Raw genomic sequence first — 20,917 nt, 5'->3', positions numbered from 1 at the left:
TGACGACACGGAGGAATCATGAGCGACAAGGGACCGACGACCACGGTCGAATCAGGTGATGGGCAGCAGCCCGAGACCCTCAAGCGGGTCATGGGGCCGAAGCTTCTGCTCCTGTTCATCGTCGGCGACATCCTCGGAACGGGCGTCTACGCGCTCACCGGCCAGGTGGCGGGGCAGGTCGGCGGTGCCGGCTGGGCACCGGTCATCCTCGCCTTCGCAATCGCCCTGATCACGGCCTTCTCCTACATGGAGCTCGTCACGAAGTACCCGGAGGCCGCGGGCGCCGCCCTGTATACGCACAAGGCGTTCGGGATCCACTTCGTCACCTTCCTCGTCGCATTCGCCGTCCTCAGCTCGGGCATCACCTCGGCGTCGACGGCCTCGAACGTGTTCGCGGCGAATATGGTCGCCGGCTTCGGCTGGGACATCTCGGGCACCGGCGTGATGTGGATTGCACTCGGATTCCTCACCCTCGTCGCTGCGATCAACCTCCGCGGGGTCGGCGAGAGCGTCTGGTTCAACGTCGTCCTCACTCTCATCGAACTGACCGGTCTGCTGCTCGTCATCGTCGTCGGATTCTTCGCCCTGGGGTCCGGCAGCGCCGACTTCTCGCGGGTGATGATCTTCGAGACCGCCGATGACAAGAGCGTCTTCCTCGCGATCACGGGTGCTACGTCGCTCGCCTTCTTCTCGATGGTCGGGTTCGAGGATTCGGTGAATATGGTCGAGGAGACGAAGGACCCGCGGATCTTCCCGAAGATCATGCTCTCGGGGCTCTCGATCACCGGTGTGATCTACGTGCTCGTGTCCATCGTCGCGGTCGCGGCGGTTCCGATCGGTCAGCTCTCCGAAAGCGAGACCCCGCTCCTCGACGTCGTCCGGGCCGGTGCGCCCGGGATTCCGATCGACGCGATCTTCCCGTTCATGACGATGTTCGCCGTCGCGAACTCCGCGCTCATCAACATGCTCATGGCCAGCCGCCTGCTCTATGGAATGGCGAAGCAGAACGTGCTCCCGCCGGTGTTCGCGAAGGTGCTGGCCGGCCGCCGATCGCCGTGGGTGTCGATCATCTTCACGACGCTCATCGCCTACGCGCTCATCATCTCGGTGACCACGATCCTGCCCGAATCGGTGACCGCATCGCTGGGCGGCACCACCTCGCTGCTGCTGCTCGCGGTCTTCGCCGTCGTCAACGTCGCCGTGCTCATCCTGCGCAGGCAGCCGGCGAAACACGAGCACTTCAAAGCACCGACGTTCCTGCCGTGGATCGGCGTATTCAGCTGCGCATTCCTCGTCGGCCCGTGGGCCCGCCTCGACGACCTCATCCAGTATCAGATCGCCGTCGCGCTCGTCGGAATCGGCGTCGTCCTGTGGGCCATCACCTGGCTGTGGAACCGTTCGACGAAGGGCACGAGCACCCGCTTCCGCAATCCCGAGGAGCTGACGTGAGGAACCCCCTCGCCGAGGTGGGGCACCGTTATCCTGGGAAGCAGGGCCACCGCGAGGTGGGGCCACCGTCCCGCCCGCTCAGTTCTGTTTCGTTTCAGCCAGCTTCTATCAGCGCTCAGATCAGCGAAGGTGAATAAATGAGCATTCTCGTCGGTTACGTCAACAATCCTGCCGGTCATGCCGCGCTCGACTCCGGAATCGCGCAGGCGAAGAAGGACGGCAAGGAGCTCGTCGTCGTCAACGCCTCCCGGTCGGCTCAGCGCAACGATTCGTACCGCCTCGGCGAGGGTGAGCTGAAGTCCGTGAAGGACTATCTGTCACGGTCAGAGGTCGAATACCGGGTGCTGACCATGGGCAGCGAATACGATCCGGCCGAGCAGATCCTCGACACCGCCGCCGAGGTGGGTGCCGAGCTCATCGTGCTCGGCACCCGGAAGCGCACCCCGGTCGGGAAGTTCCTCCTCGGCTCGACGATCCAGAAGGTCATCCTCGACGCCGAGGTTCCGGTGCTGTGCGTGAAGGCCGCACACTGAGGCTGATTGTGCGCTGACGGGGACTGTGCCCGATGCCTCGCGCACTGAGGGTGATTTTGCACTGACGGGGACCGTGCCCGATGCCTCGCGCACTGAGGGTGATTTTGCACTGAGGCCATCGTCCGGCTGATCAGCCGACCGAGCTGATGATGAGATCGGCGTTGACGTGTGCACCGGCGAGGACGCCGCTCGCGGCGCTCGCCACGACCATGGCCGACATGTCGGCGCTGTTGCCGATCGCCCACACGCCGGGCACCGCGGTCTGGCCGGCCATCTGCGTGGGTATGTAGGTTCCCATTCCGCTCGGGTGCTCGTCGACTTCGCCGCCGAGCTGGCCGAACAGCTCGGAGTTCGCGCGTGCGTAGCCGCCGACGGCGAGGGCATCGAAGGTGAGGGTTTCGACGACAGCCACGGCATCCACTGTCCGTCGCTTCAGGGATAGGACGGTGCCGGCGTCGGTGCGGTCCACCTCGGGGATGTGGGCGTCGATGTACTCGATGCCGAGCGAATCGAGCATCCTGACCTGGTCGTCATCGGGCTCGGGAGCGTTGTGTCGGATGAGGGTGACGTCGTTGCTGAGCTGGGAGAACAGCATCGCCTGATGGTAGGACATCGCGGTGGTCCCGATGATGCCGAGGCGTTGCCCGCGGACCTCGTATCCGTGGCAGTACGGACAGTGCAGGACGGTCTCGCCCCAGCCCTCGGCGAGGCCGGGGATGTCCGGCAGTTCGTCGGTCAGTCCGGTGGCGATGATGATCCGCTGGGCGCGGACGACGATCCCCGCCGAGGTGGTCAGTTCGAACCGATGCCCCGGGCCCGCCTCGGGGGAGTGGGTTGTGCGGGCTTCCGTGACAGTTGCGTCGAGGAAGGCCACTCCGTAGTCCTCCGCCTCGGCACGGCCCTTCGCGACGAGTTCGAGAGGATTGATGCCCTCGTTGCCGAGGACGTTGTGCGCATGCGCGCTCGGCGCATTGCGGGGCTGACCAGCGTCGATGACGACGACCGAGCGCAAGGATCGGGCGAGTGCCACCGAGGCTGCCAAACCGGCAACACCGCCGCCGACGATGGCCACCTCGACGGTCTGAGTGTCGTGGGCGGACGAGTGGGCGTCGGTGGGTGATCCGGGGGCGGTCGGTGCTGTGGGGTTTGCGGGCGCTGTGGTGGCCATAGTTCTCCTCAGGTGTCATTCGTGGCTGCCGTGGATCGGTCGTTGCGATGAATCCGTGGCTGCCGTGGATCGCTGTATGGACAGTCTGTGATGCGACTCCACGAATCGGCAATATTATTTGCGGAAATAGCAAAACATTCTCTGCTGCCGGTGTCGTCCGCTGGTGTGGACCGGCTTCGTGCGCGCCGGTCACTGCTGCTTCCTGTAAGACCCCGAAGTGGTGTCAGTGCCGAAATGTAGTCTGAATGCAGGTATTGGAGACCAGGCCTCCTCAGTTCTTCTCTTCCGGGATTCGCTGTGTCTTCCCTCTTCTTCCGCCCGGCGGGGAAGCCTTCTTCTGCCCGGCGGGAAAGGCATCTTCCGCCTGGCCGGGAAGTGCGATGCATGACGGCTTTATCGGCTTTGCGGTCCGACACTTCGAGCATTGCCCGATGACGATCCACTCCTTGCCGGGCCTCAGTCTCATAATGACGTCAAGGAATAGAAGAATTTCGAAGAGGGAAAAGAGAAAGGAATACAAATAGTACAGAACTATAGACAGCGTTCTAATCCTGATTTAGAATATAGGTAGCCGAAGACATCAACGATGATGAACGGACACAGAGAACATGGCTCTCATCCCCGACCGTAGGCACGACAAACAGAACGACGAATCCGACTCGGCTTCGTCGACCCCGCTTCGACCCGACACCCCGATGCCGACCCCTTCCGAAGGGCCGGAGACCGCCGCGCCGTCCTATCGGGAGCTTCTCGAACGGGCCGGCCTCGATCTCACCGGTCATCCCCTGGCTGACCGCTTCGACGGTATCGCCGACGACGCGACCGACGACGAAGACTTCGCTGCCACCCCGTCGACTCTGCAGGGAAGCGACCTGCGAGACGCAGAAGGGCTGTGGTCGCGCAAGCCCGTTCAGCCAAGCACCGAAGACGATGTCAAGGCGTATATCGCGGAGGCCGAAGCGCGCCAGGCTGCGTGGATGAAGAAGAAGCGCGAAGAGAGCGAGACACCGGAACAGCGCGAAGAGCGTAAGGCGCGTGAAGCGCGCGACGAACGCGAAGCGCAGCAGTTCCGTGAGGACTGCGAACGCGAAAGCGCCGAACTGGACGCACGGTTCGACCAGTACGAAGAGGAGAAGCAGAAGGCGCAGGAGGCGGCACGCGAGGCCGAGCTCGAGCGCGCCGAGCGCCATAGAGTCGTGGCCGAGAACGCCACGCCGACGGCGGGTGGTCACCCCCTGCTCGACGAGTATCGCTGGTCAGACCTCGAGCACATCGCGCCGGAGGTCACCGACAGCGTCGAACAGCTCCAGCGCCTGCTGGGCGAACTCCGCGACTTCGCGCGGCCCATGGGGCCTGATGACGCCGTGACGGTGCTCGACGGGCTCGAAACGCTCGACCGACTGACCGAGTCGTTGTCAGTCGTCACCCTTTCGGTCTTCGACCGGGTCGGAACGCCACGCGACTACGGGGCGAAGACGACTAAAGCGCTGGTTCAGAATCGTTTGAACCTGTCTTCTCAGGAGGCCTACCGCAGGACGCAGCTCGCCGAGCATCTGGGCAAGCGAACCGCTATGAGCGGGGAATCGATCGAACCGCAGTTCGCGACACTGTCGGCAGCCCTGCGCGACGGCATCCTGTCGTCGAACCAGGCGTCGACCATCATCAAGTGCCTGAAGAGTCTTCCGCCGACGGTCTCCGACGACGACAAGCTCATGGCCGAACGGCTGCTCGTCGACAAGGCGCCAGCCGTTCGCGTGCGAGACATTCACGCCCTCTTCGAGGAGATCTGCGGCTGGATCGACCCGGACGGGCGGGAGCCGAAAGAAGCGGCCGATCGCGATGACTTCAACGTCAACTTGCGCCAGCTCAAGGACGGCACCTGGACCCTCAAGGGCCGACTCGACGCAGAGACGGGAGGAGTCCTCAACGGACTGCTCACCTCCCGGATCAAGGCCGACAACGCATCGGACGAGGAAGCCGACGCGCCGTGTGCGGAAGGCAGCGCCGACGGTACTGCCAGTGCCGGCACGGAAGGCGCTGCGGGTTCCGAGTCCCAAGCCGGGACGCTCGCCGACAGCGCTGCTGAGGCCGCCTCCGGCGCCGCGGAGGCAGACAGCGATCAGGCCATCGTCGACACCTTCACCGAAGTTCTGCGCGGGGATCGCTCCGACTGCCTCGACCCCTCACTCGACTTCTCACAGCCCCAGGTCGGCGACAACGGCGAGATCCCGCAGGGCGCGGGCGTCAGGGAAGACGGCACTCTGGTCGCGATGGCTGCACAGCAGCCGAGCGTTCGCCGCCGGATCTACGAACGGTTCTCCAGCCTCGTCGGTGGTATCGAGATGAACCGCATCAAGGCGGGCGCCGCCTACGCCCTGGTCGTCACGGCCAAGGCCGAGGACCTCGCGACGCAGACCGGCAAAGCCGCCACCGGGGTCGAGGCACCATTCCCGATCACCTCGGCCGCTCTGGAAGGACTCAACGGATCGGTGTTCTTCCACCTGATGGGCAAGAAGACCAAGTCGTTGGCGCTCGCGACCGAACGGCGACTGGCGACCGAGAAGCAGCTGGCGATCCTCGCCAGCCGCGACCAGGGATGCTCATTCCCCGGTTGTGACACCCCTCCCGGATGGTGCGAAGCACACCACATCGTCGCTTGGGCAGAAGAAGGCGAGACCGACGTCAACAACTTGACGTTGGCGTGTTCGGCCCACCACCACCTGATCGACAAGTCCGATTGGTACTGCATCATGCTCAAGGACGGTCGCCCGGCATGGGTGCCTCCGACATCGGTCGACGCGGCTCGGACACCGATCCTGCATGCGCGGTTCATCGCGCGGGAGATCGGAGAGACCCTCTTCGGCTGACCGACCTCGGGACTGCGGACGACCGCAGCCCCGACACCGGATCGAGGCTCAACCCAGTGCCCGCATTGGCACCGGGCTGACAGTCGACCCGCCGGCCGAACCTACAACCGACCGTGCCAACCGGCTCGGCTGTACTTCCGGCCATAACCGGAATGATCCCGTCGCGCGCACTGTTGCTCGGATATGAAGCTTTCCATTCTCGACCTCGTCCCCGTCCGGACGGGACAGACCACGTCAGACTCGTTCGCTGCGTCCAAGCAGATCATCGACACCGCCGACAGGCTCGGGTTCACTCGCTACTGGGTGGCCGAACACCACAACATGCCCTCGATCGCCTCGACGATGCCAGGGCCGGAACTCATGCACCTCGGTCAGGGAACTGAACGCATTCGGCTCGGCTCCGGCGGTGTCATGCTTCCCAACCACGCGCCCTTGGCCGTTGCCGAACTCTTCGCGCTGCTCTCCGCGGTCTACGGCGATCGCATCGACCTGGGCATCGGACGTGCACCCGGTACGGACCCGATCACCTCTGCGGCTATGAGGGGCCACCTCGGCGAAGGTCGGATGGTCGATCGCGAAGGTCAGACCATCGACCCAGTCGAACAGTTCCCGCAGCATGTGATCGATACCCTCAGCCTGATGCGGCCGGAGGGTCTGCGCGTGCCTTTGCACGGTGGCCGCGAGCACGTACTCAAGGCGACACCGGACCCGGTGCCGGGCACTCAACCGCTGCCATGGCTGCTCGGGTCCTCCGGCTACTCTGCTCGATTGGCCGCAGAATTGGGCATGCCCTACGTCTTCGCGAACCACTTCGCGGCAGGGGCCACGACCGGAATGAAGATCTATCGCGACAATTTCACACCCGGAGCCTACGGCGACAAGCCACAGACCTTCGTCACGGCCAACGTCGTCGTCGCGCCCACCGCCGAGGAGGCGCAGCTGCGCTCTGAACCCTTCATGCTGCAGATGTCTCGACTGCGCACGGGTGGTCCGATGGAGAAGCTGCGCCTCGCCGGTGATGACGTCCGATCCGTCATGACCGATCAGCAGCGCATGGTCGGCGAAGAACTGTCGGCCAACTGGATCGTCGGTGATACGGAATCCGCTGCCTCGCAGCTGGAAGAGCTCGCGGCACGATTCGACGTCGACGAGATCATGATCCAGCCGGTCGCAGGTGCGATGGAAGGTGAAGATCTGCGTGAGGATCCCGGGCGGATTCAGACGCTCGAACTGCTCGCCGGAGAATTCCTCAAGGGCTGACGGCCTGGCGTTCGCTGACAGCACGGTGAATCAATACTCTGCGGCTGATTCCGCCTGTCCACAGTCACGGTCGGGAGGCTGACGACTGTTCAATAGGTTCCCTGCTGAGGTCTCAGCTCAGCATCGAATCGGGCAAGTGGACTTCAAACCTTCGACAGAGCACGCTATCCTGTCACAGTGTCATGAATGCTGCCAGTCGTTCGACAGCCAGCAGGATCGACACCGTGCACCGTCTCGGCACCAACGAGGTTCCCCATCAGGGAATCCCTGTCGGTGACGAGGCAAGTACGCCGAATGCGTTCGCGCATCTTCGGAGACTTCCCCCACGCGGGCCTGCCGCCCGCAGACCGAAAGAGAAATAATGCGTACCAAAATTGCTGTTTCGGCAGCACTTGGGGTCGGATTGGTTTTCGGCTCCGGTGCTCCCGCACTCGCGAGCAGTCTGACCTCGACCGATGCCGCAAAGTCAGCCGAGATCTCAGCCGATGTCGTCCCCGGTCAGGAACTCGAACGAATCAGTGACGGAGAGGTCGAAAAGGGCGAAACCGCCTACGTCGACGTCACCGTGGCCACCCTGTGGACCGACACAGACGCACCACGCAAGGCCGACAAACCTGCCCTCGGACACCCCGTCGACCTCGCCAAGTGGAACAAGAACCTCAAGAGCACCGAGGTCCGGCGCGGTCTGACCAGCAAGACCGAAACACAGGCCACCTACGGTTCGGAAGTCACCGTCCTCGACACCAAGGGCAAATGGTCCTACGTCAGCGTCAAGGACCAGAAGACCCCGAAGAACAAGAAGGGCTACCCCGGTTGGCTGCCGACGAAGCAGCTCGTCGAGAACGACCGCTTCACCAAGCTCCGTGACGAGCAGCCCCGCGCCGTCGTGACGAAGCCCAAGAGCGAACTCGAAGGCATCGAGTTCACCAAGGACACTGGAGCCGACGTCAGCTTCAACGTCGATCTGCCCCTCATCGCCCAGGACGTCGATGATGTTCGGGTCGCGCTCCCTGGCGGCGGTGCCGCGTGGATCGATGCCGACGACGTCGACGTCTACGATGTCGGCGAGAAGCCGGCGAAGCCCAGCGGCAAGGACCTCGTGAAGACCGCAAAGCAGTTCGACGGACTGCGCTACCTGTGGGCCGGCGTCTCCGCATACGGATTCGACTGCTCCGGCTTCACCTACAGCATCTACCGAGCACATGGCATCGACCTCCCGCGTGACTCGGGGGAGCAGGCGAAGGTCGGCAAGGCCGTGTCCTCGAAGAACCTCAAGGCCGGCGATCTGCTGTTCTTCTCCACCAGCTCAGGAACCGTCCACCACGTCGGCATGTACATCGGAGACGGCAAGATGATCCACTCGCCGAACGCGTCGAAGGACGTCTACGTCACCGATTGGAAGAAGTGGGATACGGGCAACGAATTCTCAGGAGCCCGCCGCATTCTCTGATCACGCAGCGAGCGAACTCGAAGGCCGGCACCCGACGTACGGATGCCGGCCTTTGGTGTCGGCTGTGGAGCTGCAGCCTCTCGGCGCACGTAAGTCGAAACGAGTGTCCCAATGGTGCCCGACACTACGTCAATGGCGCGCGAGTTCTGTGAAGTCAGTCGCACGACTTCTGCGACTTCGGTGTCGCAGCTTCTGTGACGTCAGTGGCACGCCTCCTGTGACGTCAGTGGCGCGAGCTCTGTGTCGACTTGAGGAAGATCGCGCGGGCCAGATCGTCCCGACGCTCGATGACCAACCGACGCAGAGCCGCTGGAGCCTCAGCATTGGCAGCCAGCCAGGCATCGGTCTTCTCGACGACAGCATCCTCATCGACCGACCACCGCGGGTAGAGACCAAGCACCAGACGGCGAGCGATCTCGATCGAATTGCTCGTCCAGAACCCCAGCAGCCCGTCGAAGTACTCGTCGACATAGTCCTCGATGAGCGGAAGCGCACTCGGTGCGATGAACCCGGAGATGATCGCCGAGAGTACATCATTGCTCAGCGCGCTCGCCTCGCGGATGGCCTCCCACGCCCGAATCTTGACGATGGGCAACGGCAGGGCAGCGCTCGCCGTCTCCGCATGGAGCCGACCCGACGAACTCGGATCCGACTGATTCTCCCGCGCGATGTCCGTCTGGTCCGCCCAACCGAGGCACACAAGTGCCGTCAGCGCGTTCCACCGCAGCGCATGGTCATTGACGAGTCCGCGGAAAGGCAGCGCCGCCGCCGAATGCTCGGCACGACCGACACCGGCTGTCCCGCTCACATCGGCAACACCGTCTGAGTCCGAACCTTCGCCGAGGACCTCCGGATACATCCGGTCGATCTCCTCACCAACCGGCACCGCGAGGATCTGCGTGGCGAAGCTGCGGCCCATCGCCACAGCCGAGCTCCCGGCCGCACACCGCGCCGTCCGCGACGTCAGCGCAAGCACGAGATTCGCCAGATTCAGCTGTGCATCGGAGCCGGACTTCGCCGCTGCCAGAGCATCGAGCGCCGCCCCGAGCAGACCACTGATCGCAGCATCGAAATTCCGATCCGCCACCCACTGATCGATACAGGTCAGCGCGGTCTGGCTGAGGCCGGCCATGATCCCCGCATGGCTCTCCTTGCCGAGGCTGCGCGCATACGCCGTGAGGTACTTCTGCACCGGCATGAGACCATCGCGAACCGCGTTGTCCAACGCCGACCACACCAGCGCCCGCGACAGCGGGTCGGCGATCCGAGACGCCGAGGTGACCGCCGCCTCGATCGAGGCAGGATCGAGCCGCACCCGCGCATAGTCGAGATCGTTGTAGTTGAGCAGCGTGATGACCCCGGCGCTGCGGCCGACGAGCTGCTCCACCTCGGCGGATTCGGTCGCGAAATCGAACCGGAACGTGTCCAAGGGGACGATCGCGCGACCGGACCTGCCGAGCGTGGCGATCTCGATGGTGTGCGGACGCAACAGCGCGGCACCTGCGGCCGAATCGGCCTGCGTGATGGTCGCACGCGTGATCGATTCGGACCCCGTCCGTCGCCGAGGCGGCTGAACCTGAGCGCCGGCATCGGCGCTCGAGGCGAAGTTCGACCCACCGCTCGAGTCGGAAGGCCGGCCCGCCACCGAGCCCACAATCGAGCCCGCACCACCGCCATCGCCGCCGTCGGCAGTGGCTCGCAGCCGTGCACCCGCGCTCGAGGAGATGCGAACACCGTTCCCGGTCCCGGATGCTCCACCCGCCCTCGCAGCGGTACCCGACGCGGTGCTCGGGACCGCGGCCGCCACGGACGCGCCGCCTGCGCCACTGGCGCCACCTGCGCCGCCTGCGCCACCCGACCCCGCAGCCGACGCGTCAGCGTCGGTCGTCAGATCCAAGGTCAGCTCGGATACACCCGAGGTGCCCAGCCATGCGCCCGCCCAGTTCGCGATGTCGCGGTCGGGAGCCGCCTCGGCGAGGCATTCGAGGAAGTCCGCGAGTTCGGTATTGCCGTATTCGAAGCGCTTGAAATACAGCCGGGACCCGGCGAAGAACGCCTCCCGGCCGACGAACGCGACGAGCTGCTTGAGCACGGACGCGCCCTTGGCATACGTGATGCCGTCGAAGTTGAGCTTCGCGGCCTCGACATCGGGGATGTCGGCGACGATCGGATGCGTCGTCGGATACAGATCCTGCGTGTACGCCCACGCCTTGCGCCGCAGTGCGAACGTCACCCAGCCGTCGGTGAACCGGGTCGCCTCGGCCAGCGCGAGCCCACCCATATAGTCGGCGAAGGACTCCTTGAGCCACAGGTCATCCCACCACTTCATCGTCACGAGATCGCCGAACCACATGTGCGCCATCTCGTGGAGGATGACATTCGCGCGCGACTCGTACTGCGCATCCGTGACCTTGTCACGGAAGATGAGCGAATCCGTGAACGTCACCAGCCCCGGATTCTCCATCGCGCCGAGGTTGTACTCCGGAACGAAGATCTGATCGTACTTGCCCCACGGGTAGGGGTAGTCGAACTCCGCGGTGAAGAAATCGAGCCCGGCCTTCGTGACGCTGAAGATGTCATCCGCATCGAGATGATCGACGAGGCTGGCCCGCGTCCACGCGCCCAACCGGACGACCTCGCCGGTGTTAGGATCCGTCCACGTCTCCGTCGCCCCCTCGTAGGGCCCGGCGGTGATGCAGGTGATGTAGCTCGACTGCTTGAGCGTCGGAGCGAAATGGTGGGTGACGGCGGCGGCACCAGCCGCAGACGATGCACCAGCACCGAGCGCCGCCGGACCCGCGGTGGCGACTGCCGGCTCCTGACCCGTCTCCTCCCGGTTCGACAGCACCTGGAAGTGCGCAGGAGCCGTGACGGAGAAGATGAACTTCGCCTTGAGGTCGGGCTGATCGAAGTTCGCGAACACTCGCCTGGCATCGGTGGGTTCGTACTGCGTGTAGAGGTAGACCTTGCCGTCGGCCGGATCGGCGAACCGGTGCAGGCCCTCACCCGAGGTCGAATAGCGGGCACGCGCCTCGATCGTGAGGGTGTTCTTCCCGTCGCGGACGGGGAAACTGACACGGGCACCGTCGAACACCTCGGCGGGGTTGAGGCTCTCACCATTGATCTCAACCAGGCTGACGGAATCCGCAATGAGGTCGATGAACGTCGAACCTGCCGAACGAGCCTTGAAATCGACGACAGTGCGGGAGAAGTAGGTCTCGTCCTCGGTCTCGGCGTTGCTGACGTCGATATGGACGGTGTAGGTCTTCACCTTGAGCAGCTGTGTGCGACTCTGCGCTTCGTTCCGGGTGAGATTCGTTGTCATTCAATAGCCTCCTCGGCGCACCGACTTTAGCATGCCACATTTCCGGTACTCTGAGTACAGCAACAGTGAGCGGCAGAGGGGACTGATGGCGGAGAATCGAGTCGGCGAACTGCCACGGCGGGCGGTCCATGTCGCCGGTCACCGCCTCCGCCTCGGGCTCAAGCGACTCTGGGCGAACTCCGGCCAGCTGATCCAGATCCCCATCGCCGCCACCGCCGCCTACGCGTTCTGCGTCTACGTCCTCGGCCATCCCTACCCGTTCCTCGCCGCCGTCGCCTCGGCGGTGGGAATCGGCCCCGTCGCCGATCGCCGCCTCCGTCGGGCACTCGAGATCGGCATCGGCGCGACGTTCGGGGTGCTCGTCGGCGAGCTGCTCGTCAATGTCTACGGCTCCGGCATCTGGCAGCTCGCCGTCACCCTCATCATCGGTCTGATCATCGGCACGATCCTCAACTCCGGCGGCATCTTCATCACCCAGATCGCCGTCCAATCCGTCTATGTCGTCGTGGTTCCGGCGACCGCGTCGAGCTCGCCGTTCCCACGCACCCTTGACGCCCTGGCCGGCTCCGTATGCGCGATCCTCCTGGCCTTCCTCATCCCGCGAGACGCCCGCAAAGCGCCCCGCCGGCTGGCCGCGGACATGCTCGAGGAGATCGATGTCGTCCTCAAGATGATGCGGCGGGCACTTCAGGACTCCGATTCCGCGCTGGCCAATCGTGCCCTCGAGCGCGCCCGCGAGACCCAGGACATCATCGACTCGTGGGGCTCATCGCTGCGGATCTCCCGGGAGGCGGCGAAGATCAACGCCCGGGCCCGTCGTCACGCCGCCGAGGTGACCCGCCTCTCCCGAGCTCACAAGTTCTCCGACCGGGCGATGCGCACCATCCGCGTGATCGCCCGCCGGGTCGTGGGCATCACCGAGCTCGACGTCGACAAGCCCGTCATCGCTGATTACGTCGGATCATTGGCCGACGGTGCGAAGAAGCTCGAGATCGCCCTGCGCAGAGGAACCGACCGATCCCTCGCCGAGGCGGCGCTGTCCGAGGCCGCGAGCACGCTGGATCCGCGGGCGAAGCCCGATTGGGACATCCACGACGAATCCCTCGTCCTGCTGCTCCGCACCGTCGCCGTCGACCTCCTCCAGGCTGCGGGCCTGACGAGGGAGGAAGCCCAGTCACGGATGCCGCCGCTGGACGGCGGCGCGGGCAGCGGCGACGGGCCGGTCGCAGAATAGGGGTCCGGCTGCTCGGCTGCTTCGGACGATTCGTGAGCTGCACGCGACCACGCGGCTGCACTCGACCACGCGGCTGCGCTCGGCTGGGCCTCAGCTGCTTTCGACGACGAAGACGGCGTTCGTGCTCGGTTTCAGCGCCGTGAAGCGATGCGGCTGGTCGCCGGGATGCGTGAGGTAGTCGCCGACGCCGAGTTCGAAGGACTGCCCGAGGACGTCGATGCGCGCCGCCCCGTTGCCGAGGATGACATGTTCGATCGTCCCCTGCGGATGCGGTTGCGACATCCGCGGCTCACCCGGTTCTGCCTGGATGAAGTAGATGTCACGTCGGGCGTTCGTCGGCGAAGGCGAGAGCAGGGTGGCCACATAGTTCGCCGTCGTCGAGGGCAGACTCGGCATGTCGCCGACATGCTGGAGGGCCACCTCGTGGGGCGGAGGGTCGAGCAGGCGCGCCAGCGGGATGTCGAGAGCGGCGGCAAGCGCCCACATCGTCTCGAGGCTGGGATTGCCGCTTCCCGTCTCGAGCCCGGACATCGTCGACTTGCCGATGCCTGCCCGTCGGGCGACCTCGGACAGGGACAGGCCCGCACGCAGCCGCTCGCGCTTGAGCGCTGCGGCGATCTGCTCGCTGGGGGACAGGGCAGAGCCGGATGTGGCGGCGGAGTCCGGATCGGAGCTGGAGTCCGGTCCGGCACTGGAGTCCGGTTCGGCACTGGAGTCCGCGCTCGGATCTGCCTGGGTATCGGCCAACGGATCGGCCTGTGAATCGGGCTGAGGTTGAGAACTCATGTGTTCAGCATACCGGCAATGTCGTTCGGGTTGACGAACGATTACGCGAGGTGCAGTGTATAGAACATGAGTTCACTATTTCGCACGGTTGGGAAGGTGCTGCCCGGTCGCCGGCGGTCGCAGGAGGGTAAGCGCCCGACCGAGCGCGTGCTTCCCAGGTCGACCTACCGTGCCATCGCCATCGTGACCGTGACGATCATTGCGGTCGCGCTGTCCTATGGTGCGATCTCGGCGGTCTCGGGCTTCGCCTGGTGGCAGACGCTGCTGCTGGCGATGTTCGCCCTCGGCGGTGCCGCCGAGTTCACCTTCGTCGGCGTCATCGCCGCCGGCGGTGCTCCGATCCTCGCGGTGCTCGCCGGGCTGCTCGTCAACTCCCGGAACTTCGCCTTCGGCGTCGCCGTCGGCCCCTTCTTCCCCCGGGACTGGCGAGCGCTCATCGCCGCCCACTGGATCAACGATGAATCCACCGCGCTCTCACGCACCGGGCACAACGACCGCGCGCGCTGGCACGCCTTCCTCCTCATGGGTGCGGCCATCGCCATCATGTGGCCCAGCGGTTCCATGCTCGGCCAATGGCTGGGCAACGTCATCGACGCCGATCTCCTCGGCCTCGACGCCGCCTTCCCGATCATCCTCTTCTGCCTCATCAGAGGCGACCTGAAGAACCGTGCCACCTTGTCGCTGACCCTCGTCGGCGTCCTCATCGCCGTGCTCCTCACCCCTGTGCTGCCGCTGGGGTTGGGTGCGGTGACCTCGCTGTCCGTGTTCGTCTTCGTCGCGGCAGGCTGGGCGGTACGCTCGCTGATCCGCCTGCGCCGAACCGCAGACCATCGCCGAGGCGGGGGTGCGGCCACAGCCGAGAACGAAGGCGCGGCCACAGCCGAGAGCGAAGGCGCCGACCCCGTCGCAAGCGGAGGCAGCGCCGAAAGCGGAGGCGGCGCCGAAAGCGGAGGTTCCGACCCCGCCGAGAGCGAAAGTGTCGACGTCTCGAGGGCCGGAACCTCACATCCACAGAAATCGGACCGTACACGGAACTCGGACCGACCCATCAACGCAGGAGAGGGGCGACGATGAGCGCCGGGAGCTTCCTCATCGCCCTCGTGGCGCAGAGCATCGGAACCTACCTCATGCGCTTCGCCGGAGTGAAGCTCGGCGGCGCCATCGCCACGAAGGGCCGGCGCCGTCAGCCGGTGACCAGCGGTTCCGCGGGTGCCACCTCGGCGGGAGCCGGCACTGTAGGCACCACCTCGGCGGGAGCCGGCGATGCAGGCATCACCTCGGCGGTGGCGACCGAATCAGGCACCTCCCCGGCGGTGGCGACCGAATCAAGCGCCACCTCGGCGACCGACGGCTCCGCCGGCGCCACCTCGGCGGGGGAGGGCGATTCGGGTGCCTCGACCGAGCGCGTGACGATGTGGATGGATCGTGCGACGGTCGTGCTCATCGGCGCCGTGTTCGCCACGACGGCGATCTTCGACGGCCAGGACCTCGCCGATCCGGCCCGCCTCATCGGCGTCGGGGTCGGGGTGCTCGCTGCGATCGTCCGCGTCCCGATGCTCCTCGCCGTGGTCATCGGCATGGGCGTGTGCGCGCTCATCCGCACGACCGGCATCCTCTGAGGGACCGCACGACGGCGTCCGCTGAGTGCCACGACGGGCATCCTCTGAGAGCGCGGTGAGTCGAGGGTGGGCAAATGCCCAGGATCAGTCGTGCGAACCTGACCGAGCGGTCGGTGCTTGCTAGGCTGGGGGAATGGAATACATTGCGGGCTTTCAGAGTCTCGTCTTTCTCGCGCTGACGGTGGCCGCCTTCGTCGTGCAGCTGTGGGCGTTCATCGACTGTCTCCGCTTCAAAGACGAGAACTACCGTGCCGTGGACAAGCAGAGCAAGAAGTTCTGGGTCATCCTCCTCGGCGTCGGACTCGCGCTCGCGCTCATCGCACTCCCGCCGATGGGAATGCGCATGATCTTCCTCAACATCATCGCCCTCGTCGCCGGCATCGTCTACCTCACCGACGTCCGCCCGAAGGTCAGGGCCGTCGACCCGCGCTACCGCAACCGCTGAGGCCCGTCACCTGATGAGCACACCCCGCACCACGTCCGCGCTGCACTCCAGCACCGCATGAGCGACGACCTCAACCTTCCCGGTCCCGATACCGGCTACGTCGCGACCTTCGGCTCCGGCCGACCGCACACCCTCTTCAGCCACGGCTTCGCCGGCGCTGTCCGCGACACCCGCCCCTTCAGCACCGGCGTCTCCGGCGCCCGCCATTTCCTTCACCTGCCCGGCCACGGAGGCCGGCCCTCACCCGGCCCCGGATGGACCTACCCGCAGATCGCCGAGGCGCTCGCCGAGGCCCTGCGCACCACCTCGGCGACGCGGGCCCTCGGGGTATCGATGTCCGCCGGCGGTCTGCTCCACCTGCTCAGCACAGCCCACCCGGCGATCGCGAATCTCGAGAAGCTCGCCCTCGTCCTTCCCGCCTCCTTCACCGGATTCCCCGCCGAGGTGACCGCCGCCAACCGCTCCTACCTCGAGCGACTGCGCCGACTGGTTGCCGATGAGGACGTCGACGGCATCGTCGATCTCATGCTCTCCCGCGAACCCGCCGAGGTGGCCGAGATGCTCCCAGCGCGAGCATGGACGAAGGCGAAGGCGGAAAACCTCGTCCACACGGACATGTCCGACGGGCTCGGCCTCGCCCTCGAGATCGCCGTCGACGACACAGCCGAAGCCGCAGAGAACCTGCGGACCTTCCCCGGCGAGGTCCTCATCCTCACCCACGAGGACGACCCGGCCCATCCCGTCCCCATCGCCGAGGCGATCCACCGAGCCATCCCGAACTCTCGCCTCGAGGTGCTCCCGGCCGGGTCGATCCTGTGGCGCGGACGCCACGAGGTGCGCCGCATCCTCGGCGAATTCTTCGCCTAGGCGTTGGCTAGACTGTCCCCGTGCGCATCTCCGTCCTCTCCCTCCACACCTCACCCGCCGCTCAACCCGGCCAGGGCGACGCCGGAGGAATGAACGTCTACGTCGATCAGTCGGTGCGCGCCCTCGCCGAGGCGGGGCACAGGGTCGACGTCTTCACCGCCGATCCCGGCGGGCTGGATGGAACCGGGCATGCTGGGAGCAATGCGGGAACCGGGGACGATCACGGCACCGGTGGTCACGACGGCTCCCGGATGGAGATCACCGAGTCCATCACCCTCCACCACTTGCCGACCGCGGCGACGACGAAGGACGAACTCGCCGACGCCATCGACGAACTCGCGCGCCTGCTCAATGACCACCCGGACTTCCGCGCCGCCGAGTTCATCTGGGCCCATTATTGGATCTCCGCCGAGGCGGCCCTGCGCGCCCGTGAGATCACCGGGGACACTCGCGGCACAGTTCCCAGTGCCGGCCCCGAATCCACGTCCGTCGCCGGGATCACATCCGGCGCCGGGATCGCGTCCGCGTCCGGGGACGTGCCCATCGCCGTGAGCATGCACACGATCGGCGCGGTGAAGAACCGCGACTCGGAGAGCAGCCACGAACGACCCCAGCGCCTGCAGGCCGAGGAGCGGATCGCCGCAGAGGCCGACCTCGTCGTCGCCGGCACCCCGGTCGAGCGGCGCGACCTCATCAGCGAAGTCGGTGCCCAACCGGAATCTGTCATCATCGCCCGACCCGGCGTCGACCACACCCTCTACCGGCCCGGCGAGAAGGCGGCCGCCCGGGGCCGACTCGGCTTCGACACCGATGAAGCGATCGTCCTCTACGTCGGGCGCATGCAGTTCATCAAGGGCACCGACGTCGCCGTCGACGCCCTGGCCGAACTTCGCGAGCGCGACCCGCACCTGGCTTCCCGAACCCGAGGAATCCTCCTCGGCGCAGCCTCCGGTGTCGACCCGAAAGCGACGGGCGGCGGTGACGTGCCCGCGACGATCTCCTCGTCGTACCTGCGCGATCTCACCTCCGCCATCGCCGCGGAACCCAGCGTCGAGGTGCGGCTGCCCGTGCCCGCGCACGTCCTCGTCGACTACTACCGTGCCGCCGATGTGCTCATCGTGCCCTCCCGCAGCGAATCCTTCGGCCTCGTCGCCGCCGAGGCCGCCGCCTCAGGACTGCCCGCGATCGCCTCGGCGGTGGGCGGACTGCCGGAGATCGTCGAACACGGCCATTCGGGACTGCTCATCGCCGACCACAATCCGCGCCACTGGGCGACGGCGATCGAGACTCTGCTGCGTGACAGCGAGCTGCGTCGCGAACTCGGCGTCCACGCTGCCGACAGAGCTGAACGCTTCGACTGGGGACGCACCGTCGCCGCCGTCCTCGATGCCCTCCCGGACTCTGACTCCGCGGCATCCGACTCTGCGGTTGCCGACTCGGCGGTTGCCGACTCGGCGGTTGCCGACGAAGCGCAAGCAGGTGCGGGAGTACGCTCGCGATCCGCGGCGCTCGGAGCGTGCTGAAGGACTTCGATACGACCTGAAGGACTTCGCCGCCTGCTGAAGGACTTCGCCGCCTGCTGAAGGACTAGAGTCGGCGGTGAGCACGAGAGTCGAACGAAAGGCGTGAGACCATGAGCACCGACACCGAGGCGATCCTCACCGGCGTGCGCACGTGGGCCGAGAGCAACGACGTGCCCGTCGACTCCGTCGAGGACTCCGAGATCGTCGTCACCCTGCCGGGCGAGAAGAAGCTGAAGACGAACGTCGCCATCAGCGTCTTCGCGCGCACCGCCCACCTGCAGGCCTTCGTCATCCGCCACCCCGACGAGAATACGGCCGAGTTCAATAGGTGGCTGCTGCAGAAGAATCTCAAGCCCGGGCCCGTCGCGTTCGCGATCGACAGCCTCGGCGATGTCTATCTGCGCGCCAGCGTGCCCAGGGAGCACCTGCTCGCCGAGCTCGACGGGCTGCTCGGAGCCATGCTCCAGGCTGCCGATTCCTCGTTCAACGAACTCCTCCTCATCGGATTCCTCACCGGAATGAAGCGGGAATGGGCCTGGCGCGTCAGCCGCGGAGAATCGACGCGCAACCTCGCCGCGTTCGAGAAGGAACTCAGCGGTGATGACAACGAATTCCTCGGCACCTTCACCGAAGGTGAGAAGGTCGGTGAGGGGAGCCCACCGCTCAGCCAAGACGGAGTTTGAGACCCTCGTGGCTGGCGACATAGCCGAGGCGAGCGTAGAAGCGCTGCGCATCGGCGCGTGACTTGTCGGTCGTCAGCTGCGCGAGTCCGGCTCCGAAGCGACGACCGCAGTCATGCGCCCATTCGAAGACCGCGGTGCCGAGGCCGTTCCCCTGTGCGGCGGCACCGATCCGCACCGCCTCGATCTGCAGGCGCACAGTCCCGCGGCGCGACAGGCTCGGCACGAGGCTGAGCTGAAGGGTGCCGACGATACGGCCGTCCGCATCGGGTGCGTCTGTGGTGTGCTCGTCGGCAGCACTGCCTTCGACGACGGAGACGAGCAGCTGATTCGGGTCGTCCGCGATGAGCGCGAACGCCTCGGCGTAGGCAGTCGAATCGTCAGCGACGGACGCGGCTGACGGATCGCCGGCTGTGTTGCCGGCATCGGCGCTGCCCTCGCGGGCGGCACCGAGCACATCATCACGTAGCAGCGCGACGAGGGCGGGCAGATCGGATCCGACCGCGCGGCGGATCGTGAAGCGTCGTCGCTTCACTTCGATCGATTCGCCGGTGAAGGACTCGAATCCTCTGCCCGGAGCCGCCTCGGCGCTCATCGGTCTGTCATCATCGGTTGGTGCTCAACGGCCTGTGATGATCGGTCAGTGCCCAACGTTCGGTGCTCAACGGTCCGCACCGCCGTCAGCGGAACCGGATGCGCCCACGGAGACGCGCTCGGGCGCATCGACCGGAGGCTTGCCGTACGGGCGCCGAGCGAAGACCGAGGCGAGCAGTGCACCGGAGACGTTGTGCCACACACTGAAGACCGCACCCGGCAGAGCAGCCAGCGGCGAGAAGTACGTAGTCGCCAGGGTCGAGGCCAGCCCGGAGTTCTGGAGGCCGACCTCGAAGGACAGGGCCCTGCGCGTCGGAGTATCGAGGCGACAGGCCGTCGCCACTCCGTAGCCGACTGCCAGTCCGAGCACATTGTGAGTGACGACGGCCAGCAGCACGAGCACACCGGCCGTGGCGATGGACCCGGCCGAACCGGCCACGACGATCGAGACGATGTAGGCGATGGCGATCGACGCCAGCCACGGCAGCACCGGGGCGATCGCATCGACGACCTTGGAGGCGAAGACGCGGACGAGGACTCCGACGATGACAGGCACGAGCACCGTCTGGCAGATCGAGATGAACATCGACCCGAACGGCACATCCATGTACGAACCGGCCAGCCACAGGGTCAGCAGCGGGGTGAGCACAGGAGCGAGCAGCGTCGACAGGGTGGTGATCGACACCGACAGCGCCGTGTCGCCCTTGGCCAGATAGGTGACCACGTTCGACGCGGTGCCCCCGGGAGCACAGCCGACGAGGATGACGCCGACGGCGATCTCGGCGGGCAGGCCGTACACAGTGACGACGAGGAGGCCGAGCAGCGGCATCGCGACGAACTGGGTGACGACGCCGAGCACGGCGACCCAGGGGCGTTTGGCGATGCGTGCAAAGTCCGGAAGCGTCAGCGTCAGCCCCATGAAGAACATGACCACACCGAGAGCCCATGTGATCGTCGGGGCCAGAGGGGTGAAGGCATCGGGGAGGAGCAACCCCAGCACGCCGGCGATGACGACGAGCACGGGCAGGGCCGTGACGGCGATGATCGAACTGCGGTCGGCAGTGGGAGCGTCTGCGCTCGCGGATCTTGGAGGCGTCGGTGTGTCTGACATGAGGTC

17 protein-coding genes are annotated in these 20,917 nt (G+C 65.9%); 12 read left to right on the top strand and 5 right to left on the bottom strand.

Translation table 11 applies throughout. The features are described from left to right. Nucleotides 1-18: 18 nt before the first annotated feature. Together J9314_RS15895 and J9314_RS15890 are read left to right on the top strand one after the other, a co-directional pair. Nucleotides 19-1,449 carry an APC family permease gene (locus J9314_RS15895; RefSeq protein WP_210603286.1) on the top strand — a complete coding sequence of 477 codons (1,431 nt, stop codon included), beginning with the start codon at nucleotides 19-21 and terminating at the stop codon, nucleotides 1,447-1,449. Nucleotides 1,450-1,586: 137 nt separating this feature from the next. Continuing rightward, nucleotides 1,587-1,982, top strand: coding sequence for a universal stress protein (locus J9314_RS15890; RefSeq protein ID WP_210603285.1), 396 nt, complete (start codon nucleotides 1,587-1,589; stop codon nucleotides 1,980-1,982). 130 nt (nucleotides 1,983-2,112) lie between these two features. Here J9314_RS15890 and J9314_RS15885 read toward each other — a convergent pair whose 3' ends face one another. Further along, on the bottom strand, nucleotides 2,113-3,150 hold the full coding sequence (locus J9314_RS15885; RefSeq protein WP_210603284.1) for an NAD(P)/FAD-dependent oxidoreductase: 1,038 nt from the start codon (nucleotides 3,148-3,150) through the stop codon (nucleotides 2,113-2,115). Nucleotides 3,151-3,758: 608 nt separating this feature from the next. On the opposite strand from J9314_RS15885, the gene J9314_RS15880 reads away from it, so the two are divergent. From J9314_RS15880 to J9314_RS15870, 3 genes are all read left to right on the top strand, one after another. Then, complete coding sequence (locus J9314_RS15880) at nucleotides 3,759-6,017, top strand: HNH endonuclease signature motif containing protein (RefSeq protein WP_210603283.1); 2,259 nt, start codon at nucleotides 3,759-3,761, stop codon at nucleotides 6,015-6,017. A gap of 183 nt (nucleotides 6,018-6,200) precedes the next feature. After that, nucleotides 6,201-7,277, top strand: coding sequence for an LLM class flavin-dependent oxidoreductase (locus J9314_RS15875; RefSeq protein ID WP_210603282.1), 1,077 nt, complete (start codon nucleotides 6,201-6,203; stop codon nucleotides 7,275-7,277). Between the two features lie 361 nt (nucleotides 7,278-7,638). Next, the gene (locus tag J9314_RS15870; RefSeq protein ID WP_210603281.1) at nucleotides 7,639-8,727 is read left to right on the top strand and encodes a C40 family peptidase; all 1,089 of its coding nucleotides are present in this window, start codon (nucleotides 7,639-7,641) and stop codon (nucleotides 8,725-8,727) included. Nucleotides 8,728-8,950: 223 nt separating this feature from the next. Here the strand turns inward: J9314_RS15870 and pepN are convergent, their stop codons facing one another. Continuing rightward, nucleotides 8,951-12,052 carry an aminopeptidase N gene (pepN, locus tag J9314_RS19240; RefSeq protein WP_246490437.1) on the bottom strand — a complete coding sequence of 1,034 codons (3,102 nt, stop codon included), beginning with the start codon at nucleotides 12,050-12,052 and terminating at the stop codon, nucleotides 8,951-8,953. Between the two features lie 85 nt (nucleotides 12,053-12,137). Here pepN and J9314_RS15860 point away from each other — a divergent pair, with 85 nt between their 5' ends. Then, nucleotides 12,138-13,286, top strand: coding sequence for an FUSC family protein (locus J9314_RS15860; RefSeq protein WP_210603280.1), 1,149 nt, complete (start codon nucleotides 12,138-12,140; stop codon nucleotides 13,284-13,286). 90 nt (nucleotides 13,287-13,376) lie between these two features. On the opposite strand, the gene J9314_RS15855 is transcribed toward J9314_RS15860, so the two are convergent. After that, a complete protein-coding gene (locus tag J9314_RS15855; protein WP_210603279.1) occupies nucleotides 13,377-14,072 on the bottom strand; it encodes a helix-turn-helix domain-containing protein in 696 nt (231 codons plus the stop codon). Between the two features lie 66 nt (nucleotides 14,073-14,138). Between J9314_RS15855 and J9314_RS15850 the strand changes: the two genes are divergently transcribed. The 6 genes from J9314_RS15850 (at nucleotide 14,139) to J9314_RS15825 (ending at nucleotide 19,209) form a co-directional block, all read left to right on the top strand. After that, a complete protein-coding gene (locus J9314_RS15850) occupies nucleotides 14,139-15,146 on the top strand; it encodes an AzlC family ABC transporter permease (protein WP_210603278.1) in 1,008 nt (335 codons plus the stop codon). Continuing rightward, nucleotides 15,143-15,691 carry an AzlD domain-containing protein gene (locus J9314_RS15845; RefSeq protein ID WP_210603277.1) on the top strand — a complete coding sequence of 183 codons (549 nt, stop codon included), beginning with the start codon at nucleotides 15,143-15,145 and terminating at the stop codon, nucleotides 15,689-15,691. The genes J9314_RS15850 and J9314_RS15845 overlap by 4 nt, the downstream gene beginning before the upstream one ends. Nucleotides 15,692-15,824: 133 nt before the next feature. Beyond that, entirely contained in the window at nucleotides 15,825-16,136 is a 312-nt protein-coding gene (locus J9314_RS15840) for a DUF2516 family protein (RefSeq protein WP_210603276.1), read from the top strand. A 57-nt stretch (nucleotides 16,137-16,193) separates the two neighbouring features. Continuing rightward, nucleotides 16,194-17,003, top strand: coding sequence for an alpha/beta fold hydrolase (locus J9314_RS15835; protein ID WP_210603275.1), 810 nt, complete (start codon nucleotides 16,194-16,196; stop codon nucleotides 17,001-17,003). A 20-nt stretch (nucleotides 17,004-17,023) separates the two neighbouring features. Next, nucleotides 17,024-18,526, top strand: a complete 1,503-nt coding sequence (locus J9314_RS15830) for a glycosyltransferase (RefSeq protein ID WP_210603274.1) — start codon at nucleotides 17,024-17,026, stop codon at nucleotides 18,524-18,526. A gap of 110 nt (nucleotides 18,527-18,636) precedes the next feature. Then, on the top strand, nucleotides 18,637-19,209 hold the full coding sequence (locus tag J9314_RS15825) for a YbjN domain-containing protein (RefSeq protein WP_210603273.1): 573 nt from the start codon (nucleotides 18,637-18,639) through the stop codon (nucleotides 19,207-19,209). Here the strand turns inward: J9314_RS15825 and J9314_RS15820 are convergent. Continuing rightward, nucleotides 19,190-19,801: a GNAT family N-acetyltransferase gene (locus J9314_RS15820; protein WP_210603272.1), complete on the bottom strand. Its 612-nt coding sequence runs from the start codon at nucleotides 19,799-19,801 to the stop codon at nucleotides 19,190-19,192. The two genes, J9314_RS15825 and J9314_RS15820, sit on opposite strands and share 20 nt — an antisense overlap. Before the next feature lie 66 nt (nucleotides 19,802-19,867). Next, nucleotides 19,868-20,911: a bile acid:sodium symporter family protein gene (locus J9314_RS15815; RefSeq protein ID WP_246490436.1), complete on the bottom strand. Its 1,044-nt coding sequence runs from the start codon at nucleotides 20,909-20,911 to the stop codon at nucleotides 19,868-19,870. Nucleotides 20,912-20,917 lie beyond the last annotated feature (6 nt).

Source organism: Brevibacterium oceani, assembly GCF_017948325.1.
Lineage (GTDB): Bacteria > Actinomycetota > Actinomycetes > Actinomycetales > Brevibacteriaceae > Brevibacterium > Brevibacterium oceani.
This window is presented reverse-complemented; position numbering and strand designations above follow the sequence as displayed.